This window comes from Scytonema sp. PCC 10023 (genome assembly GCF_963920835.1).
Taxonomy (GTDB): domain Bacteria; phylum Cyanobacteriota; class Cyanobacteriia; order Cyanobacteriales; family Nostocaceae; genus Kalymmatonema.
This window is the reverse complement of sequence record NZ_CAWUDP010000063.1, coordinates 1-13,852: the sequence shown is the minus strand read 5'-3', so window position 1 is coordinate 13,852 and position 13,852 is coordinate 1. Positions and strand designations below refer to the sequence as shown.

16 protein-coding genes and 2 pseudogenes are annotated in these 13,852 nt (G+C 41.0%); 6 read left to right on the top strand and 12 right to left on the bottom strand.

Annotated elements, in window-relative coordinates:
• Positions 1-394: 394 nt before the first annotated feature.
• Positions 395-637 carry a hypothetical protein gene (locus ACM0OZ_RS31075; protein ID WP_414586685.1) on the bottom strand — a complete coding sequence of 81 codons (243 nt, stop codon included), beginning with the start codon at positions 635-637 and terminating at the stop codon, positions 395-397.
• A gap of 228 nt (positions 638-865) precedes the next feature.
• On the opposite strand from ACM0OZ_RS31075, the gene ACM0OZ_RS31070 reads away from it, so the two are divergent.
• Positions 866-1,327, top strand: coding sequence for a hypothetical protein (locus ACM0OZ_RS31070; RefSeq protein ID WP_414586684.1), 462 nt, complete (start codon positions 866-868; stop codon positions 1,325-1,327).
• Positions 1,328-1,539: 212 nt separating this feature from the next.
• Here ACM0OZ_RS31070 and ACM0OZ_RS31065 read toward each other — a convergent pair whose 3' ends face one another.
• Together ACM0OZ_RS31065 and ACM0OZ_RS31060 are read right to left on the bottom strand one after the other, a co-directional pair.
• Positions 1,540-1,755 (bottom strand): hypothetical protein, encoded by a 216-nt coding sequence (locus tag ACM0OZ_RS31065; protein ID WP_414586683.1) that lies wholly within the window; start codon positions 1,753-1,755, stop codon positions 1,540-1,542.
• 91 nt (positions 1,756-1,846) lie between these two features.
• Entirely contained in the window at positions 1,847-2,524 is a 678-nt protein-coding gene (locus tag ACM0OZ_RS31060) for a GntR family transcriptional regulator (RefSeq protein ID WP_414586682.1), read from the bottom strand.
• Positions 2,525-2,626: 102 nt separating this feature from the next.
• Between ACM0OZ_RS31060 and ACM0OZ_RS31055 the strand changes: the two genes are divergently transcribed.
• Positions 2,627-4,255 carry a 2-isopropylmalate synthase gene (locus tag ACM0OZ_RS31055; protein WP_414586681.1) on the top strand — a complete coding sequence of 543 codons (1,629 nt, stop codon included), beginning with the start codon at positions 2,627-2,629 and terminating at the stop codon, positions 4,253-4,255.
• 265 nt (positions 4,256-4,520) lie between these two features.
• On the opposite strand, the pseudogene ACM0OZ_RS31050 reads toward ACM0OZ_RS31055, so the two are convergent.
• Positions 4,521-4,625, bottom strand: a pseudogene (locus ACM0OZ_RS31050) (site-specific recombinase); the annotation flags it as partial.
• An 84-nt stretch (positions 4,626-4,709) separates the two neighbouring features.
• On the opposite strand from ACM0OZ_RS31050, the gene ACM0OZ_RS31045 reads away from it, so the two are divergent.
• On the top strand, positions 4,710-5,753 hold the full coding sequence (locus tag ACM0OZ_RS31045) for a Shedu anti-phage system protein SduA domain-containing protein (protein ID WP_414586680.1): 1,044 nt from the start codon (positions 4,710-4,712) through the stop codon (positions 5,751-5,753).
• Positions 5,754-5,901: 148 nt separating this feature from the next.
• On the opposite strand, the gene ACM0OZ_RS31040 is transcribed toward ACM0OZ_RS31045, so the two are convergent.
• Positions 5,902-6,333 (bottom strand): hypothetical protein, encoded by a 432-nt coding sequence (locus tag ACM0OZ_RS31040; protein ID WP_414586724.1) that lies wholly within the window; start codon positions 6,331-6,333, stop codon positions 5,902-5,904.
• Here ACM0OZ_RS31040 and ACM0OZ_RS31035 point away from each other — a divergent pair.
• Together ACM0OZ_RS31035 and ACM0OZ_RS31030 are read left to right on the top strand one after the other, a co-directional pair.
• Positions 6,271-6,675, top strand: a complete 405-nt coding sequence (locus tag ACM0OZ_RS31035; RefSeq protein WP_414586679.1) for a DUF1308 domain-containing protein — start codon at positions 6,271-6,273, stop codon at positions 6,673-6,675. The genes ACM0OZ_RS31040 and ACM0OZ_RS31035 overlap by 63 nt on opposite strands.
• Before the next feature lie 3 nt (positions 6,676-6,678).
• Positions 6,679-6,987: a DUF3349 domain-containing protein gene (locus ACM0OZ_RS31030; protein ID WP_414586678.1), complete on the top strand. Its 309-nt coding sequence runs from the start codon at positions 6,679-6,681 to the stop codon at positions 6,985-6,987.
• Positions 6,988-7,321: 334 nt separating this feature from the next.
• Here the strand turns inward: ACM0OZ_RS31030 and ACM0OZ_RS31025 are convergent, their stop codons facing one another.
• The 4 genes from ACM0OZ_RS31025 to ACM0OZ_RS31010 all read right to left on the bottom strand — a co-directional run bounded on the left by ACM0OZ_RS31025 (position 7,322) and on the right by ACM0OZ_RS31010 (position 10,576).
• Entirely contained in the window at positions 7,322-7,474 is a 153-nt protein-coding gene (locus tag ACM0OZ_RS31025) for a hypothetical protein (RefSeq protein WP_414586677.1), read from the bottom strand.
• 232 nt (positions 7,475-7,706) lie between these two features.
• A complete protein-coding gene (locus ACM0OZ_RS31020) occupies positions 7,707-8,549 on the bottom strand; it encodes a hypothetical protein (RefSeq protein WP_414586676.1) in 843 nt (280 codons plus the stop codon).
• A 99-nt stretch (positions 8,550-8,648) separates the two neighbouring features.
• Positions 8,649-9,791 (bottom strand): class A beta-lactamase, encoded by a 1,143-nt coding sequence (gene bla, locus ACM0OZ_RS31015; protein WP_414586675.1) that lies wholly within the window; start codon positions 9,789-9,791, stop codon positions 8,649-8,651.
• Positions 9,792-9,949: 158 nt separating this feature from the next.
• The gene (locus ACM0OZ_RS31010; protein ID WP_414586674.1) at positions 9,950-10,576 is read right to left on the bottom strand and encodes a hypothetical protein; all 627 of its coding nucleotides are present in this window, start codon (positions 10,574-10,576) and stop codon (positions 9,950-9,952) included.
• A gap of 133 nt (positions 10,577-10,709) precedes the next feature.
• Between ACM0OZ_RS31010 and ACM0OZ_RS31005 the strand changes: the two genes are divergently transcribed.
• A complete protein-coding gene (locus ACM0OZ_RS31005; RefSeq protein ID WP_069350542.1) occupies positions 10,710-10,931 on the top strand; it encodes a hypothetical protein in 222 nt (73 codons plus the stop codon).
• Positions 10,932-11,005: 74 nt separating this feature from the next.
• Here the strand turns inward: ACM0OZ_RS31005 and ACM0OZ_RS31000 are convergent, their stop codons facing one another.
• The 3 genes and pseudogenes from ACM0OZ_RS31000 to ACM0OZ_RS30990 form a co-directional block, all read right to left on the bottom strand.
• Positions 11,006-12,754, bottom strand: coding sequence for an AIPR family protein (locus ACM0OZ_RS31000; RefSeq protein ID WP_414586673.1), 1,749 nt, complete (start codon positions 12,752-12,754; stop codon positions 11,006-11,008).
• A gap of 166 nt (positions 12,755-12,920) precedes the next feature.
• Positions 12,921-13,079 (bottom strand): annotated as a pseudogene (locus tag ACM0OZ_RS30995) (Uma2 family endonuclease); the annotation flags it as partial.
• 98 nt (positions 13,080-13,177) lie between these two features.
• Positions 13,178-13,753 carry a transposase gene (locus tag ACM0OZ_RS30990; RefSeq protein ID WP_414586672.1) on the bottom strand — a complete coding sequence of 192 codons (576 nt, stop codon included), beginning with the start codon at positions 13,751-13,753 and terminating at the stop codon, positions 13,178-13,180.
• Positions 13,754-13,852 lie beyond the last annotated feature (99 nt).

Genomic DNA, 13,852 nt, shown 5'->3' with positions numbered 1-13,852 from the left:
GTATATAACAAGCTTTTAGAGATTGCCTCGTTCCCAGCCTGAGGCTGGAAATGCCTACTGGGAGGCTCTGCCTCCCTTACTTGCGTTACTAGCCGTCGCACCACATTTCTTGCTTAAGTAAGTCGGCGCAAATAATCATCACTGGTTTGTAGTAGCGCTTTAGCGCTGTTCGCGCAGCGTGGCGTCAGCCATAGCGCTACTACGAGCCAAATACAGAGATTTTACTTTTCTTTACATAGTTTGGTTTTTTCTTGCCGACTTACTTAGACCACCGAAACGAGATTGTCAAAGGGTTGTGGTTTAAGTTAACACCAATAAGCAATGCTCTGTGCCCCTACAGCTAACCTGTATTCTGCCTAATTGAAAACTACTGTAAACCTTGAAATTGGATAATCTAACCCAGGCTTTGTTGAATTTGCTGTACTAAATAATCTCTAATTAAATTAATTCCATCGGCAGGAAATAAGACTAATAAAACAGCAGCCGTTAAGCTAAACAAACCAATAATTAAAGCTAAAAATCTTCCAAAAAAGCCAGGATTAATTTCAGCAAAACCTAATTTAGCTTGTCCGATAACAGAAATAGTAAGGAAAACAGTTCCCGCTATTAACAAGAAAGTTAAAGGTGAATTAGTCATATTTTTAATAAAAAGCATTATTTTGATTATAGCTATTGCCTGCTTTACTCAGTACTACGAATTTTATAAATAAGAATCCTTCTCAGTCGGTTCGCCTCGTCCCTCATCCCCTAAACTCTGCGTCGGAATGAGAAGGAATAGGCATATGCTGGTGGTTTGATCCCCTACTAGACTTTTTCTTGGTTTTGCGGTTAAAGTACGGTTATGACATAGAAATTATGCATTATTATGACAAACCTCCCAATATTCCGTCAGGAGTCGAGCATAGCAGAACAAACTACCCCCCAGCAGTTACAGTCTGCTGCTCTTGGGGACTGGAAACAAAATACATTTAAAAAACTCAGAGGCGGATTTTTTCTAGTTCTTGGATATTTGCTCTCACCACTATGTTGGTGGAATGATTTGTTATTTAATTTACCAATTGCTTATGGTTTTGGGTATATTTGTAGTTTATTTTACCCTAAGTTACTCTTGCCGTGCTCAATTATAGGATACTGGCTTTCTAACATTATTGGTATCCTTTTGATGCAATTCGGAGCTATGGATGTTCTACAAAATCAACCCAAGAAGCGTAATTTGAAAAAAGAATTACTTTCGGGTGTAGTTACCTCAACCATCTATACTCTTGTGATTCTGGCATTAGTTCAGTTGAAAATTATCGACGCTCCTGTTCCATTGTTGGGTAGCTAATTTATCTGGTGCCGTACTCTCGGAAGAGCGCACCCTACATGATTTATAGCAGTCTGCCCTTGGAGAGCGTGAAAAAACAAGATCCCCGACTTCTTTAAGAAGTCGGGGATCTGAATCACAAATGAAATAGGATTGCTATATATATGATATTGTTTCATATTTTTCATAAGGTAAATGCACCAATAATGAAGAGTCTGTGGAATTTCTAGCGACTAAATACCTATTATTGGTGTTGATTTTTCAATGAATTTAAGGTACGCAAGCAATCCTTCTAAAGTATCAGCAAACATAAAAGGTACAGCGACTCCATCTTGAACAATCAGTTGCATGCAGTACTTAGAGTAGATACGAATATCATCATTATTTGTTTCAACACACGAATCTGGTAACGCTGTGATGACAACTTCATTAAAATACTTTGGTATCACAAAAAACCTCTTTAAGGAAATTATCGAGCATAGGTGTATTATTCCCAAGACTTATGAAGAAGCTGTGAAGAAGTTGTGGAGATGAGATGAATTAGGTATGACCGTTTTGTTGCAAGTATGCAACAAGCTGCTCTCCTGCGGTGTCAATGTGTCTTTTTAGTAGCTTAACAGCAGCTTTAGTATCGTGCTGTTGACAAGCCTCTAATAATTGATAGTGTTCCTTTTGCGATCGCTCTAGGTAATCCATCTGACTCATCTGAAGGCGGACGTAGCGGTCTACATTCAGGTGCAAGGTTTTAATGATCGTCAGCAGCCGAGGACGTTCGGCGGTTGCATAAAGCGTTTCATGGAATTCCCAGTTCAGTTTCGCAAGCATTCCTGCATCAGTTACCTGGTCTGTCTGTGCCAAAATCTCAGATGCTTTTTCTAAATCTGATGCGGTTAGCTTGGGAATTGCCAGTTGAATCGCTTTCACCTCCAACGCACTCCTAATCTCAAAGATTTCTTGCGCTTCTGCTGGAGAAAGTGCCGAAACCATTGCTCCTCTATTAAGATGGAGCGTCACCAATCCTTCTGCCTCAAGTTGACGTAGAGCTTCCCGCACAGGAATGCGGCTAACGCCAAACTGAGTCGCAATTTCATCCTGTCTGAGGGATTGTCCTTCCTGAAAAATTCCCCGCACAATCGCTTCTCGCAAAGCGTCTGCAATCAAGTCTGGAGTACTGCGTTGTTGTTGCAGCACATTGGCTGCTAGGTCATTTAAGTTCATAATTTCTTCTGTTCATAATTTATATTGTATACAAAAAATTGTATACAATATTCAAAAGCATTGGTCTAACAATCCCTTTTATTAACACCACGGGAGACAGTCATGAGCATTCGACCTCAACCAGACCGGGTCATTATCTTCGACACAACGCTACGAGATGGCGAACAGTCACCAGGCGCAACACTGCTGGTAGAAGAGAAACTGGCGATCGCTCATCAACTGGCTCTACTAGGTGTTGATGTGATTGAAGCAGGATTTGCGGTAGCCAGTCCTGGAGATTTTGAAGCTGTTAGAACCATAGCTCAACAAGTCGGCGTGTCAGGTGGACCGATTATTTGCTCTTTGGCAAGAGCAATTCGACAAGATATTCAGGCGGCGGCTGAAGCATTGCAACCCGCTGCTCATCGGAGAATTCACACTTTTCTTTCCACTTCAGATATTCACCTGAAGTACCAGTTGAAAAAGTCTCGGAGTGAGGTTGTGGCGATCGCCGAAGAAATGGTCGCTTATGCCAAGTCCTTTGTCGAGGATGTGGAATTCTCACCGATGGATGCAAGCAGAACTGATCCAGAATTCCTCTATCAAGTGTTGGAACGAGTCATTGCAGCCGGTGCAACCACGATTAACATTCCTGATACTGTTGGTTACTGCACACCTAAAGATATGGCAGCCTTAATTCAGGGTGTTCAAGAAAATGTTCCCAATATTAATCAAGTCATTCTTTCGGTTCATACTCAAAACGATTTGGGTTTGGCGACAGCAAATGCCTTGACGGCAATTGAAAATGGTGTACGTCAGGTGGAGTGTACAGTTAACGGAATTGGTGAACGAGCAGGAAATGCCGCACTCGAAGAGATTGTCATGGCATTGCAGGTTCGCAAACCTCATTTCAATCCCTACTTTGGTCGTCCGGTTGATTCCGATGCACCCTTAACGAACATCAAGACGCAAGAGATTTACAAAACCTCTTGCTTGGTTTCCCAATTCACAGGAATTGTGGTTCAGCCGAATAAAGCGATCGTTGGAGCAAATGCTTTTGCTCATGAATCTGGAATTCATCAAGATGGTGTGCTCAAACATCGGCAAACCTATGAAATTATGGAAGCTGCTGACATAGGTCTTTCTGAAAACAGCATTATTTTGGGCAAACACTCTGGAAGGAATGCTTTCAGAACCAGGCTGCAGGAATTGGGGTTTGAGTTGAGTGAGGCAGATTTGAACAAAGCCTTTATGCGGTTTAAGGAAATTGCTGACAAGAAAAAGGAGATGTCCGATTGGGATTTAGAGGCGATCGTTCGGGATGAAACGCAAATTCAAGTAGACAAAGGCTTTCAACTCGAACACGTCCAAGTCACTTGTGGTGATTGCACCTGTCCGACTGCAACCATCACAGTTGTAACTCCCAACGGAGAAATTTTCACTGATGCAGCAGTGGGAACTGGTCCAGTAGATGCTGTTTATAAAGCTATCAATCGACTCGTGCAGATTCCTAATCAACTCATTGAGTTTTCCGTTCAGTCTGTGACTGGTGGAATTGATGCTCTGGGAACAGTCACAATTCGCTTACGCCATCAAGAACGCATTTTCTCTGGACAGGCTTCTGACACTGATATTGTAGTTGCAGCAGCTTATGCGCATATGAATGCACTGAATCGCCTTTATCGATTCTTGCAAAGGCAGGCAGAGAAGTCGCAGTCTCAGACTCAAGACTCCGCACCAGTTCATCAGTGAGACTAACTTGGCGTTCTTGACAAGGTAGTTCAGAACAGTAATAAGTCGGACTAACGAAGGGCTGGGTTAAAATGGAGAGACTCCCAGCCTACTTCGTATGAGTGAATTAGTAATGTCATCAAGGTATAAATTTTGCCTAATATACTGAAATTCATAGAAATAATTAGCTAAAATCGTAAAGCGCTGCTGTTTTCAGCAGATCGCTTTCAATAACGTCACAATTGAGTTCACTCGCTCGTGAATCCCGTTCAATAGAAAACCTTGGTTAATCAAGGGGACTACGAACAGCCTTGCCACCCCCGTTAAGAACATGAGTATAAATCATTGTCGTTTTCACATCCTTATGTCCGAGTAATTCCTGCACCGTGCGACCGCTTAGTTCTGGGTGGGGGCAATACTTGAAGCTTATCTGTTTGTTAGACTTCCACAGTAAGATGACCTGTTGAAGATTTATATGACACTGAAGAATAAACTTGTTAAAGCTCTAGATCAAGCAAAAGGTGAACGGGAAATACACGCCTTCTTAAAGGAAGAACCCTTACTTGTTTGGGCAACTTTCATGAATTGTGGTGGACATTCTGATTATGTCATTCCCGAGTTTTCCTTAAGTGGGAAGTACTATGCTGATTTTGTTGTTATGCAGTCATTTTCTGGGGGTTGGAATATCGCATTTATAGAGTTAGAGCCAGTCGATGAAAAGCCTTTTAATCAGCATGGAAATCCATCTAAGAGGCTGCGCGGTGCTATAAAGCAGATCGATGACTGGCAGGATTTTGAGAAAGATGAGGGAGCATCTTTGCGTTCACACTTGGCTGATGCAGCTCAAAAGTACGATACGTTATATCCCGAGCGGAATTTGGCGCGGGAACCGTGGTGTGTCAAGATGCCACTACGCGATCCTAAAACCTATTTGTGCTGCGAATATTTCATTGTTATGGGTAGACGTAGCCACTTTGACGAAAAACTTATTCATGTAAAGTCGAAATTTGCTCGGCATCATAATAATGTTGAGATATTAACGTATGACCGCTTTATCGAGGTTGCTGAAAAATTAAACCAACAAAATGAATACTATAAAAGCAGAAAAATAGAAAAAGAAGACAAAGATTTTTTAGTCCAGTTTGCCGAAGATCCAGAACAATTTAGTATTTCTGGTAATCGGGATATACACAAGTATCCAAGTGAGATGAATGTTCATGGAACTTGCTACAAGATACTGTCTAATGAGGAAGGAGATGGCTTTGTAGTCGATATTCTCGGTACTCTCTACGAAATTTTTGAAGATCGGCGCACGTTTAGTCTCAACAGAATCGAACCTGATGGTTTAGGATTACCCGTAGCAGTTAATCTGGAGTCCTTATCTGCTGCAATACAACTTGCTGAAATTTATGAGCGATTCATCTACTTTCATATAGATACTAAACACTCGCTCGATTTAGTGGATGAATGTTTGCAGTTTTTAAGAGAAAATCTACCGTATAAAATTGAGGCAAATTGATATCGAGATTGAGGAGACTATCGCTGTCTAAATATGCGTCCAAACGTTACACAGACGGTCTAATATAACGCAGTGCAGCGGATTGAAGGAAGCCGCTGGTGCTGAGTTCAAAGGAATCGGCAACCCCTGACCGCAACCGTTACTGCGATCACCGAACGCGAGTGCGTTCCGCAGGAAAGGCGGGGCTTTGCCCATTGCGTTCGCGTAGCGTGTCCTCTGGACTCAGCGGGCACTTCGTGCCATCGCGAGCTAGTTGCACGAACGATGGGAAATTAGTAATGTCATTCAGGTATAAATTTTGTCCACTATGCGGGAAATACCATAAATAAGTAGCTAAAAATGATGCGATAGCACGTATACGTAAAGCGCAGGCACTCTCGGCGGGCAGCGTGCTCCACAAGAACTCAGTGCTCGCCTTCTTATGATCGCAGCAGAAAAATACAGTTCCACAATCCCAGGCGATCGCTATTGTATAGTTGTGTAGTTCGTAAGACACAACTTTTTTTGCTGCTAAAGTGTGATTAATCTCGACACCAATACCGCGATCACATTCATAGCTGAAGGCTCTACCGTTCGTCATCAGCTACGGGCATTCGTTCAAGACCAGCAACTGATGATGGCACAAACTGCTTTTGATGAATTTACGAATATTGTGAAGTATTCAGGGGGGAGTTTGGAGCAGGAAAGGGCAAATCGATTCCTAGAGCGAGTTACGGTTGTGCCTGATAGTCCCTCAATTGCAGCCCAAGCCTTAAAGCCAACACGGAGTTTAGACCCTAACGATATAATCATTTTGGGCACAGGCGATCAGATGGGAATTGTCACCATGACGGCTGATGCAAAGGCGGTTCGTGCTGCCAGTGCCCAAGGCGTTGATTTTAACGTCTATCTTCACCCTCCCTACCCATTGACAGGTAGCTGAATCATGCAAAAAACAATTCCAGCCCATCTCGTCAGTACCTATCAGTTGCTTCAATGTGCTTTTCCTCAGGGCATCGAAGAGCAAGAATATATTCCCCTATTGTCGATTCTTTATGAGCAAATGTCTGATCGAGGTTTAGCTCAAGTGATTGCTGAGTTTACAGATCGAGAGTATCATGCTGTTCTCAATGATGTATATCGAGTTGGAGCGGCGCTTCCTTTTCCTCTTCCATCTGAGATCGAAGAAGTTCTCAATAGCGTTAAACAGAAATTGATTCGCTGCGATTATGAGAAGTGGCTGATTGAAGGCTAGTCGTGTTGGTAAACGGTTTAACAACTGTGTTGCAGGGGACGTTATTTGCCGCTGCTGAACACGACCGTTGTCCTGCGATAAGGTATAAATTTTTCACTATACGTAAAATTCTATTCAAGAAGAGGCAGAAGCAAGGGCAGAAGCAAGAAAGCAACGAGAGATTGCTATTAATCTTTTGCGCCAAGGAGTCACAATCAACATTATTGCTTCTGCAACAGGCTTGTCGATTGAGGAAGTGCAACAACTACAACAGCAGATTACCGAATCTCCATAGACTGAAACTTGTGATCACAAGAGGTTCTATGGCATTCCCTCTACCACTCTTGAGGCGATGTCAGACATTATTTTCTCGCGCTCTTCCAGAGGAGCTTTTGAACCAGCTATAAATACGGCGATGCTTCTCTGGAGCCGCCCAAAGGGCGATGGCGTTTTTCTGCCGCTGAGTCCAGAGGACACGCACTCGCGTGAGTCCCTTCGGGACACGCACTCGCGTTCGCGATGCTCCTCTGGAGCAGCCCAAAGGGCATCGCAGCCGGAAGCTTAAAGATGCTTTGCATAGAAAAGCGCTGTTTGTTATTGAAAAACCAGATTCTACCGCTATTTGTTCATTAGAAACCCAAACCGACTCAAAATAAATTTTTTCTGATTGGGTTGGCTAAGCTTCCATGCGTGAGCGTCGATAACAAAGTGCGCCATAGTGATCCCAAGCAAACCACCTGCTAGAAAATCAATTTGATTTGGCAGATAACGAAGATTGATCCGCCTACGAGCAAGCAAAGAAGTAAACTGCACATCGACCTCAACACATTTGCACCCTCAGCAACAGCAGCCATGAACACGATGTATTGTACGGCGTGCGCTGTTGCGTAGGACAAAAAGGTCGTTAATATATCACCGGGCAAGTATGCAGGTACAAAGAAAAGTACGCAGAGGATGAAGAAAATTGCTTTGACAGAAGTAAAACGCGATCGCTTGCTCCACAAAATATATCCCCCAAGGAAGCAAGTAGCCGCCAGAATAAAATATCCTGCAACATAGGACAAGTTGATAAAACTGTGCAGCCATTGAGGTGCAATTTGTAACCCAAGGATTTTCCAGATAGGAAGAATGCCTGTGAGCGCGCTCAAATGTATTGCCTTCCTCTCAAAAACGGAAGCTGCCTTGTTTTGGGCGTAAGAGATAAAGCTGTACACCCCAATATTTTGTTTGGCGTAGTGGTAGGACTGCCACCCCCAGTAGAACAGAAGCAGGAAAGGTTTAATCTGTGGAGAAAATACAAAAATTACCCCAGATGCAAATAATAGAGCAACTGGGGCAGTAAAATATATCAGCTTATTTTCAACTAAGATTTCTCGAAATTCTTTGGAGGTATAGAAGCAGGCTGTTGCCGGAACATGAGCGATCGCGGTAAACAAAAGAAAATGCTTAAATGGCTCACTTCCCGATGGACGTAGATGCGGTATGCCGAGGAAAGCGATCGGGATAACCGTGCCAAGAAATAAACTTAACTGAAAAATATTCTTGCGGTAGAGCCTGAAAGATAAAGTAAATCGGTCAATCATGCTTAGTGTCGAAGTAAGGTAGATCCCCTAAGCTTTGACCGAAAGTTGTTGTTATTGTTTCACAAATTGACTTAATATCGCTTGTAGCAAGGAATCGGTCTATTGCATCGCCTGTACTACTCTTGAGGCGATGTTGGACATTACTTTCTCGCGCTCTTCCAGAGGAGCTTTTGAACCAGCTATAAATACGGCGATCGCCACGCGTTTCCCGTCCGGTGAACTAGCAATTCCAACGTCATTTGTTGCAGTACCTATGCCGAGAACATCTGCACCCGTACCAGTCTTGTGTGCGATCGACCAATTTTCAGGTAGTCCTGCTTTTAGCCGCTTTTGTCCTGTTGGAGAATCGGTCATTATCTTTAGCAACAAAGCGGTAGAGTTTTCGGACAATAGCTGATTCGAGTTCAGCTTTGCCAAAAGGTCAACCATAGCTTCAGGAGTAGCAGTATCTCGTGGGTCGGTGAGATACTTTTGGAGAGCAGCTTTCTTATCCCGATCTGGAATCTTTTCCACAGCTTCCTTGTATTTTTGTTCGTCAGCTAATTCAGGTTGAAAGTTTTTGAGTCCCACACTCTCCGGCTGCATCTGCTGCTCTAATCGATCAACGCGAATGTTGCGAATTTGCAGCTTACCTAAGATAGCATTCACTTGCTGTGGTCCACCAAGCAATCGCACCAAAGCGTCAGCTGCAGTATTATCACTTATTCCCACAGAGCTTTCTAGAACGTTTCGCAGTGGGATCTGTACTCTATCACCTTTGAATTCCTTGATCATAGGACTCGATCCAGGAGCAAAGTCCTGACGCATAATGGTGACTAATTGCTTGAGCGAAATCTTGCCCTCGTCTACTTGTTTTAAGACGGCTATGCCAGAAGGAAGCTTATACACGCTTTGCATGGGAAAGCGCTGCTTACCATTGAGAAACCAGCTTTGACCGCTATTAAGGTCCAAAACCCCGATGCCGACTTTACCTTGAGCTGCTGAAACATCAAGATTTTTTAATCGTTCTTGAAATAATCGAGTATTGGACTGTGCTGGAGTGAGCTGTGCGCTTACTTTCATCATTCCACCTGCAAGCGGTGCGGTTTGATGAATTTGTTGTTGCTGTAAGGATGACTCAGCGATGCTTGAAAATGAAGAAGTTAGAGATGGTTCTTGTGCTTTGACTGGAAGCAACATCAACGAAAGCAGAATAACCACTCCAAACGAAAGGCAAAAACGACGTACAAAGACTGAAAACATTTGCTGTTTAATTTCTAGGTGTAAATATTTTTCCTACGCTATTATCTACTTTCTTGATGTCTGTTCTGTTTCTGGTAAAAAATGTGGTAAAATTGGAAATTAAATATAAATAATTAAATATAAATAATTTGCTCAATGGAGGATATAACATTTAACATTTATTTTTCTCGAATCCACAGGGCTAGCCCACCTCCACGACCGCGAGCTGCAATCAAGTCTTCTGTTACTAGAAAAAACGCAAAGAAGGGTAGTTTGGCTACGGGTTGACTATAAAAATTCACCGCCTGACCTTTACCGCCTCGTATCTGACCGCTGTAAATCACACGACCAAACAGACTGATTTGCATTTGGATAAAGTCAAACGCCAATAGGTTTTTCTTTCCTGGATATTGTGCTGGACCTTGAAGCTTTAATAAAACAGCACCCAATTGAACAGAATTGCTAATTTCCGCTCTAGCTGAAGTCGCATCTGAAGCTTGTGTGGTATGAAAGGAAATATGAGTTGGAGCAAACTTAGGCAGATAAAAACCTTTGCCCAACACAATTCCGGCTTGCTTTCTGACTTTTCTGGTTCCAGTGACAAAGCATAGCCGCCATTGACCAACCAAAGACTCAAAAGGATACGTCACTCGTTGCTGTTTAGCAGCTTTTTCCGCTTGCAGCAAAGCATTGACTACGACTTCAGCACTAGGGCGATTATTCCTCTGTCCTTGATACGCAGTCGCAGCGAGTGAGAGTACGCTGACAAAATCAGGTAAGGCTTGTGATGTTAAATCGGCTGTCATGAAGGCACTCCAGATTTTGCAACTTAATACTCTGGATAAATCATAACGTTAATATATTATCTGTTTTGCTGAATCGGATATAACCATTTGTTTAAATAGAACGTAGAGCCTGAGATTTCTTCACACAAAGTTTATGTCAAATTATCACGAAGTACGCCATCTAGCTGAAAGTCTCACCCCTGATGAGCAAATGCGGTTGATTCAAGAATTGTCAAGCTTAATTCGTCAACGCGTGACGATGACACCTAAGCCCAAGCGCAGCATTTTGGAATTGCGCGGGTTGGGTAAAGAAGTCTGGAATGGCATTGATGCTCAAGAATATGTCAATCAGGAACGCGACTCATGGAATGGTTAGCCCAGTTACAAGGGCAAATTATCGGCTTGGATACTGCACCACTGATTTATTTTATTGAAGAAAATTCCACTTATTTAATGATTCAATCCCACATTGTCTAATATATATGTTACAAAATCTTTTTGTTTTATGCCTATGTTGATTGGCAAGTCTTTTGATTTTACATAATCATTCGTTAATTGAATTAACTCAGACAATGTATTACTAATAAGTTCATCAGAAAAATTATTTTCTTTAATTGATTCTACATCTTTAGGTTTATAATCACGTTTATTAAGTGTTTTTACTACCATCAGCATCCCTAGATGAAACATTAATATACGAATGGGTGATGCATGTTTCCACTGTTCATTAATACCTAGGTTGTTTGATTTACTAGATGTAACAATACGAATAAAACTTTCCAATCTTTTCATAGCTTTCGCGCAGAAGAGATACACTTCCAGACTTATTTTTTGACTGAAAACACGTTTATAATCGTTATCTTTCTTAAGAAGTGACGATGGTCTAGAACGTGCAATATCTGGCTCATGAAAAACTATTGCTATGACTGATTGAGCTAGGTATGGAATACTAATGATTCTATCCAGTTGCTTACCTGTGTTCTTATAATAATTTTTTCGACGGTCATAAAACCATTCATGATTTAGAAAGAAATTTTCTATGTCTAATTGTATTGGATCTGTAGCTTTTAAAGAGGCTGGTGGAATAGGGGTTTGGAAATTTGTTGCTTTGATAACACGGTCTCTAGTTTCTGGGTCATTTGTAATAACTATTTTTATTAGGATAGCTCTCTCTTCCTTCAATGTGTTGCTGTCATCTTCTCTATTCTTTATATAATGATAAATTGTGTTTGTTGTTTGTAAACCATTGACAACTTGTACATCATCTAGGCTAATAGTTTTACCAGCAATACTTGCTCTTGAAGATAAAATAGTAATTCCATTATTGAGCCACCAAAAATCTATATCTTCGTTTGATTCCAAAGTTGCTTTAATATCTTTATTCACTTCTACATTACTACCTTGATAATCTCGAACATTAAATGCAAATATATATGTGCGTAACTCAGAATTCTCGTAAGTAACAAAATTATAATAATCTTTTAAAGATGCTAATATAACGTAATTATCTTCACCTCTAGAAATATAATTTTCAATAAATTTTAACTGTAAAGTATAGCTTTTTTCGAGTCGAGAAGAATCAATCAGTTCTCGTGCGCCAACAAAGCTAACGTTAACCTTGGCTCCGGAAAAATATCTACGAGTATTTTCTTTTAAAACTTCAGATTGATTGTATACCTTTTGATTTATAGCTGATACGTCACCTTTACTTGCATATACATATGTTATTTCAATAGAAGGATGTTGTGAAGCCAGATTGAGATACAATTCCTGGAAAAAAGCCACTTTATTAATTAAATCAGAATTATAATATTTTTGAATTTGCTCAATCTTCTTGTCTAAATCAAAAATATTCATTGTAGTTGAAAGCCATTTTTCAATAGCTCTTTCAGAAAAAGAATCAGTTCGTTTTGATTGAATTAAAAATAATTGTATGCAAGGACTTTTCTTAAAGTTGTCTAACTCTGTATCCTCACTCACAAAATCATTATTAATAAAAATGAAGAAGCCATCTATTCCACCATCATCACCTCCTCCTATTTTTCCATAGCTTAACTCGTCATAGGAGAGCTCATATTTTTTTAATATTTGTTCAAATGTAAATATTTCAAAGAATTCATCATCAGGTAATACATTGTCACTTTTATTTATTTTTTGCTTGATAATGTTATCGAGAACTATGCTATCGTTGCCAGCCATGTATTTTTTCCTAACTGTATTATAAATAGATTTCCTTATAGAAATCAGTAAATAACTAAGTCAGTTGTCATTTTTACCACAATAGAATGCTAAATAGTTGTGATACAAATCACAAGCAGTATGACCGCCCATCACCGTAGGTTGGCTTGAGGCAAGGAAACCCAACATTACGGTTGCTTGTTTCTCCCCCTACAGGTGGCATGATAATTAATTCTCCGGTTGGAGTGCGTTCAAACCTCAAATCGCGGTTTGCCTGACATAGCTGGAAAAATTGCTCATCTGTCAGTTCAATGACTGAATTGAGATTAACTGTTAGGGCAGTCATAGGGGGGAGATTGGGAATTGAGGATTATATATTTATTTTTACCGATTATATTGTAGAGACGCGCCACCTCTCGTCTCTAGAACGTGAAATGCAATGCATCACATCCACAAATTTGCTGGATTATTCTTGTCATGTTCCCATTTGAGGGGGTTATTAATAATGTATTCTCGAATCTGGTCTAGAGAACCATCAGCACGAATGATATGCTCGTAAAATCTTGTTTGCCAACCAAAATGCTCTTGACCGTTTTTCCTGCACCAACGGGTGACAGATGATTTGTAGGCGTTAATAATAACCTGCAATGAACCACGTTTTAGAGGTGCGAATTTATTTGATTGGTCTGTTGCTTGCGTTTGGTTATGATGTAGAGACACGCCATGGCTCGTCTCTATATTATCGGGTTTGTCTATAACCAATATGCCATGGACATGATTGGGCATAATGATATAAGCATCTACATATATATATTCAAAATGGCTGGGAATGTCTGCCCAATATTGTTGTGCTGTTTGTCCTATTTCCGATAAGCGTACTTTCTCTTCAATGACATCACCAAAAAACCATTGGCGCTGATGCGTGCATATGCTCACGAAATACCATCCATTGGCAGCATAGTCCCGATTTGGCAACCGAATAGATTCAATTCGATATTTATCTTTGAACTTGGGCTTCATAGTTCGGGTAGATTGTGTAAAGACGTGCCATATTGTGTAAAGACGCGCCATGGCGCGTCTCTACATTTGGCGTGTTTACACGGTTATAACCTACTCAAT

What these genes read in the sequence shown, in the direction of transcription:
- ACM0OZ_RS31030 (WP_414586678.1), top strand. Translation starts at nt 6,679, where the DNA reads ATGCAAAAAACAATTCCAGCCCATCTCGTCAGTACCTATCAGTTGCTT.
- ACM0OZ_RS31075 (WP_414586685.1), bottom strand. Translation starts at nt 637, where the DNA reads ATGACTAATTCACCTTTAACTTTCTTGTTAATAGCGGGAACTGTTTTC.
- ACM0OZ_RS31060 (WP_414586682.1), bottom strand. Translation starts at nt 2,524, where the DNA reads ATGAACTTAAATGACCTAGCAGCCAATGTGCTGCAACAACAACGCAGT.
- ACM0OZ_RS31040 (WP_414586724.1), bottom strand. Translation starts at nt 6,333, where the DNA reads ATGACGAACGGTAGAGCCTTCAGCTATGAATGTGATCGCGGTATTGGT.
- ACM0OZ_RS31000 (WP_414586673.1), bottom strand. Translation starts at nt 12,754, where the DNA reads ATGGCTGGCAACGATAGCATAGTTCTCGATAACATTATCAAGCAAAAA.
- ACM0OZ_RS31055 (WP_414586681.1), top strand. Translation starts at nt 2,627, where the DNA reads ATGAGCATTCGACCTCAACCAGACCGGGTCATTATCTTCGACACAACG.
- ACM0OZ_RS31010 (WP_414586674.1), bottom strand. Translation starts at nt 10,576, where the DNA reads ATGACAGCCGATTTAACATCACAAGCCTTACCTGATTTTGTCAGCGTA.
- bla (WP_414586675.1), bottom strand. Translation starts at nt 9,791, where the DNA reads ATGTTTTCAGTCTTTGTACGTCGTTTTTGCCTTTCGTTTGGAGTGGTT.
- ACM0OZ_RS31070 (WP_414586684.1), top strand. Translation starts at nt 866, where the DNA reads ATGACAAACCTCCCAATATTCCGTCAGGAGTCGAGCATAGCAGAACAA.
- ACM0OZ_RS30990 (WP_414586672.1), bottom strand. Translation starts at nt 13,753, where the DNA reads ATGAAGCCCAAGTTCAAAGATAAATATCGAATTGAATCTATTCGGTTG.
- ACM0OZ_RS31005 (WP_069350542.1), top strand. Translation starts at nt 10,710, where the DNA reads ATGTCAAATTATCACGAAGTACGCCATCTAGCTGAAAGTCTCACCCCT.
- ACM0OZ_RS31045 (WP_414586680.1), top strand. Translation starts at nt 4,710, where the DNA reads ATGACACTGAAGAATAAACTTGTTAAAGCTCTAGATCAAGCAAAAGGT.
- ACM0OZ_RS31020 (WP_414586676.1), bottom strand. Translation starts at nt 8,549, where the DNA reads ATGATTGACCGATTTACTTTATCTTTCAGGCTCTACCGCAAGAATATT.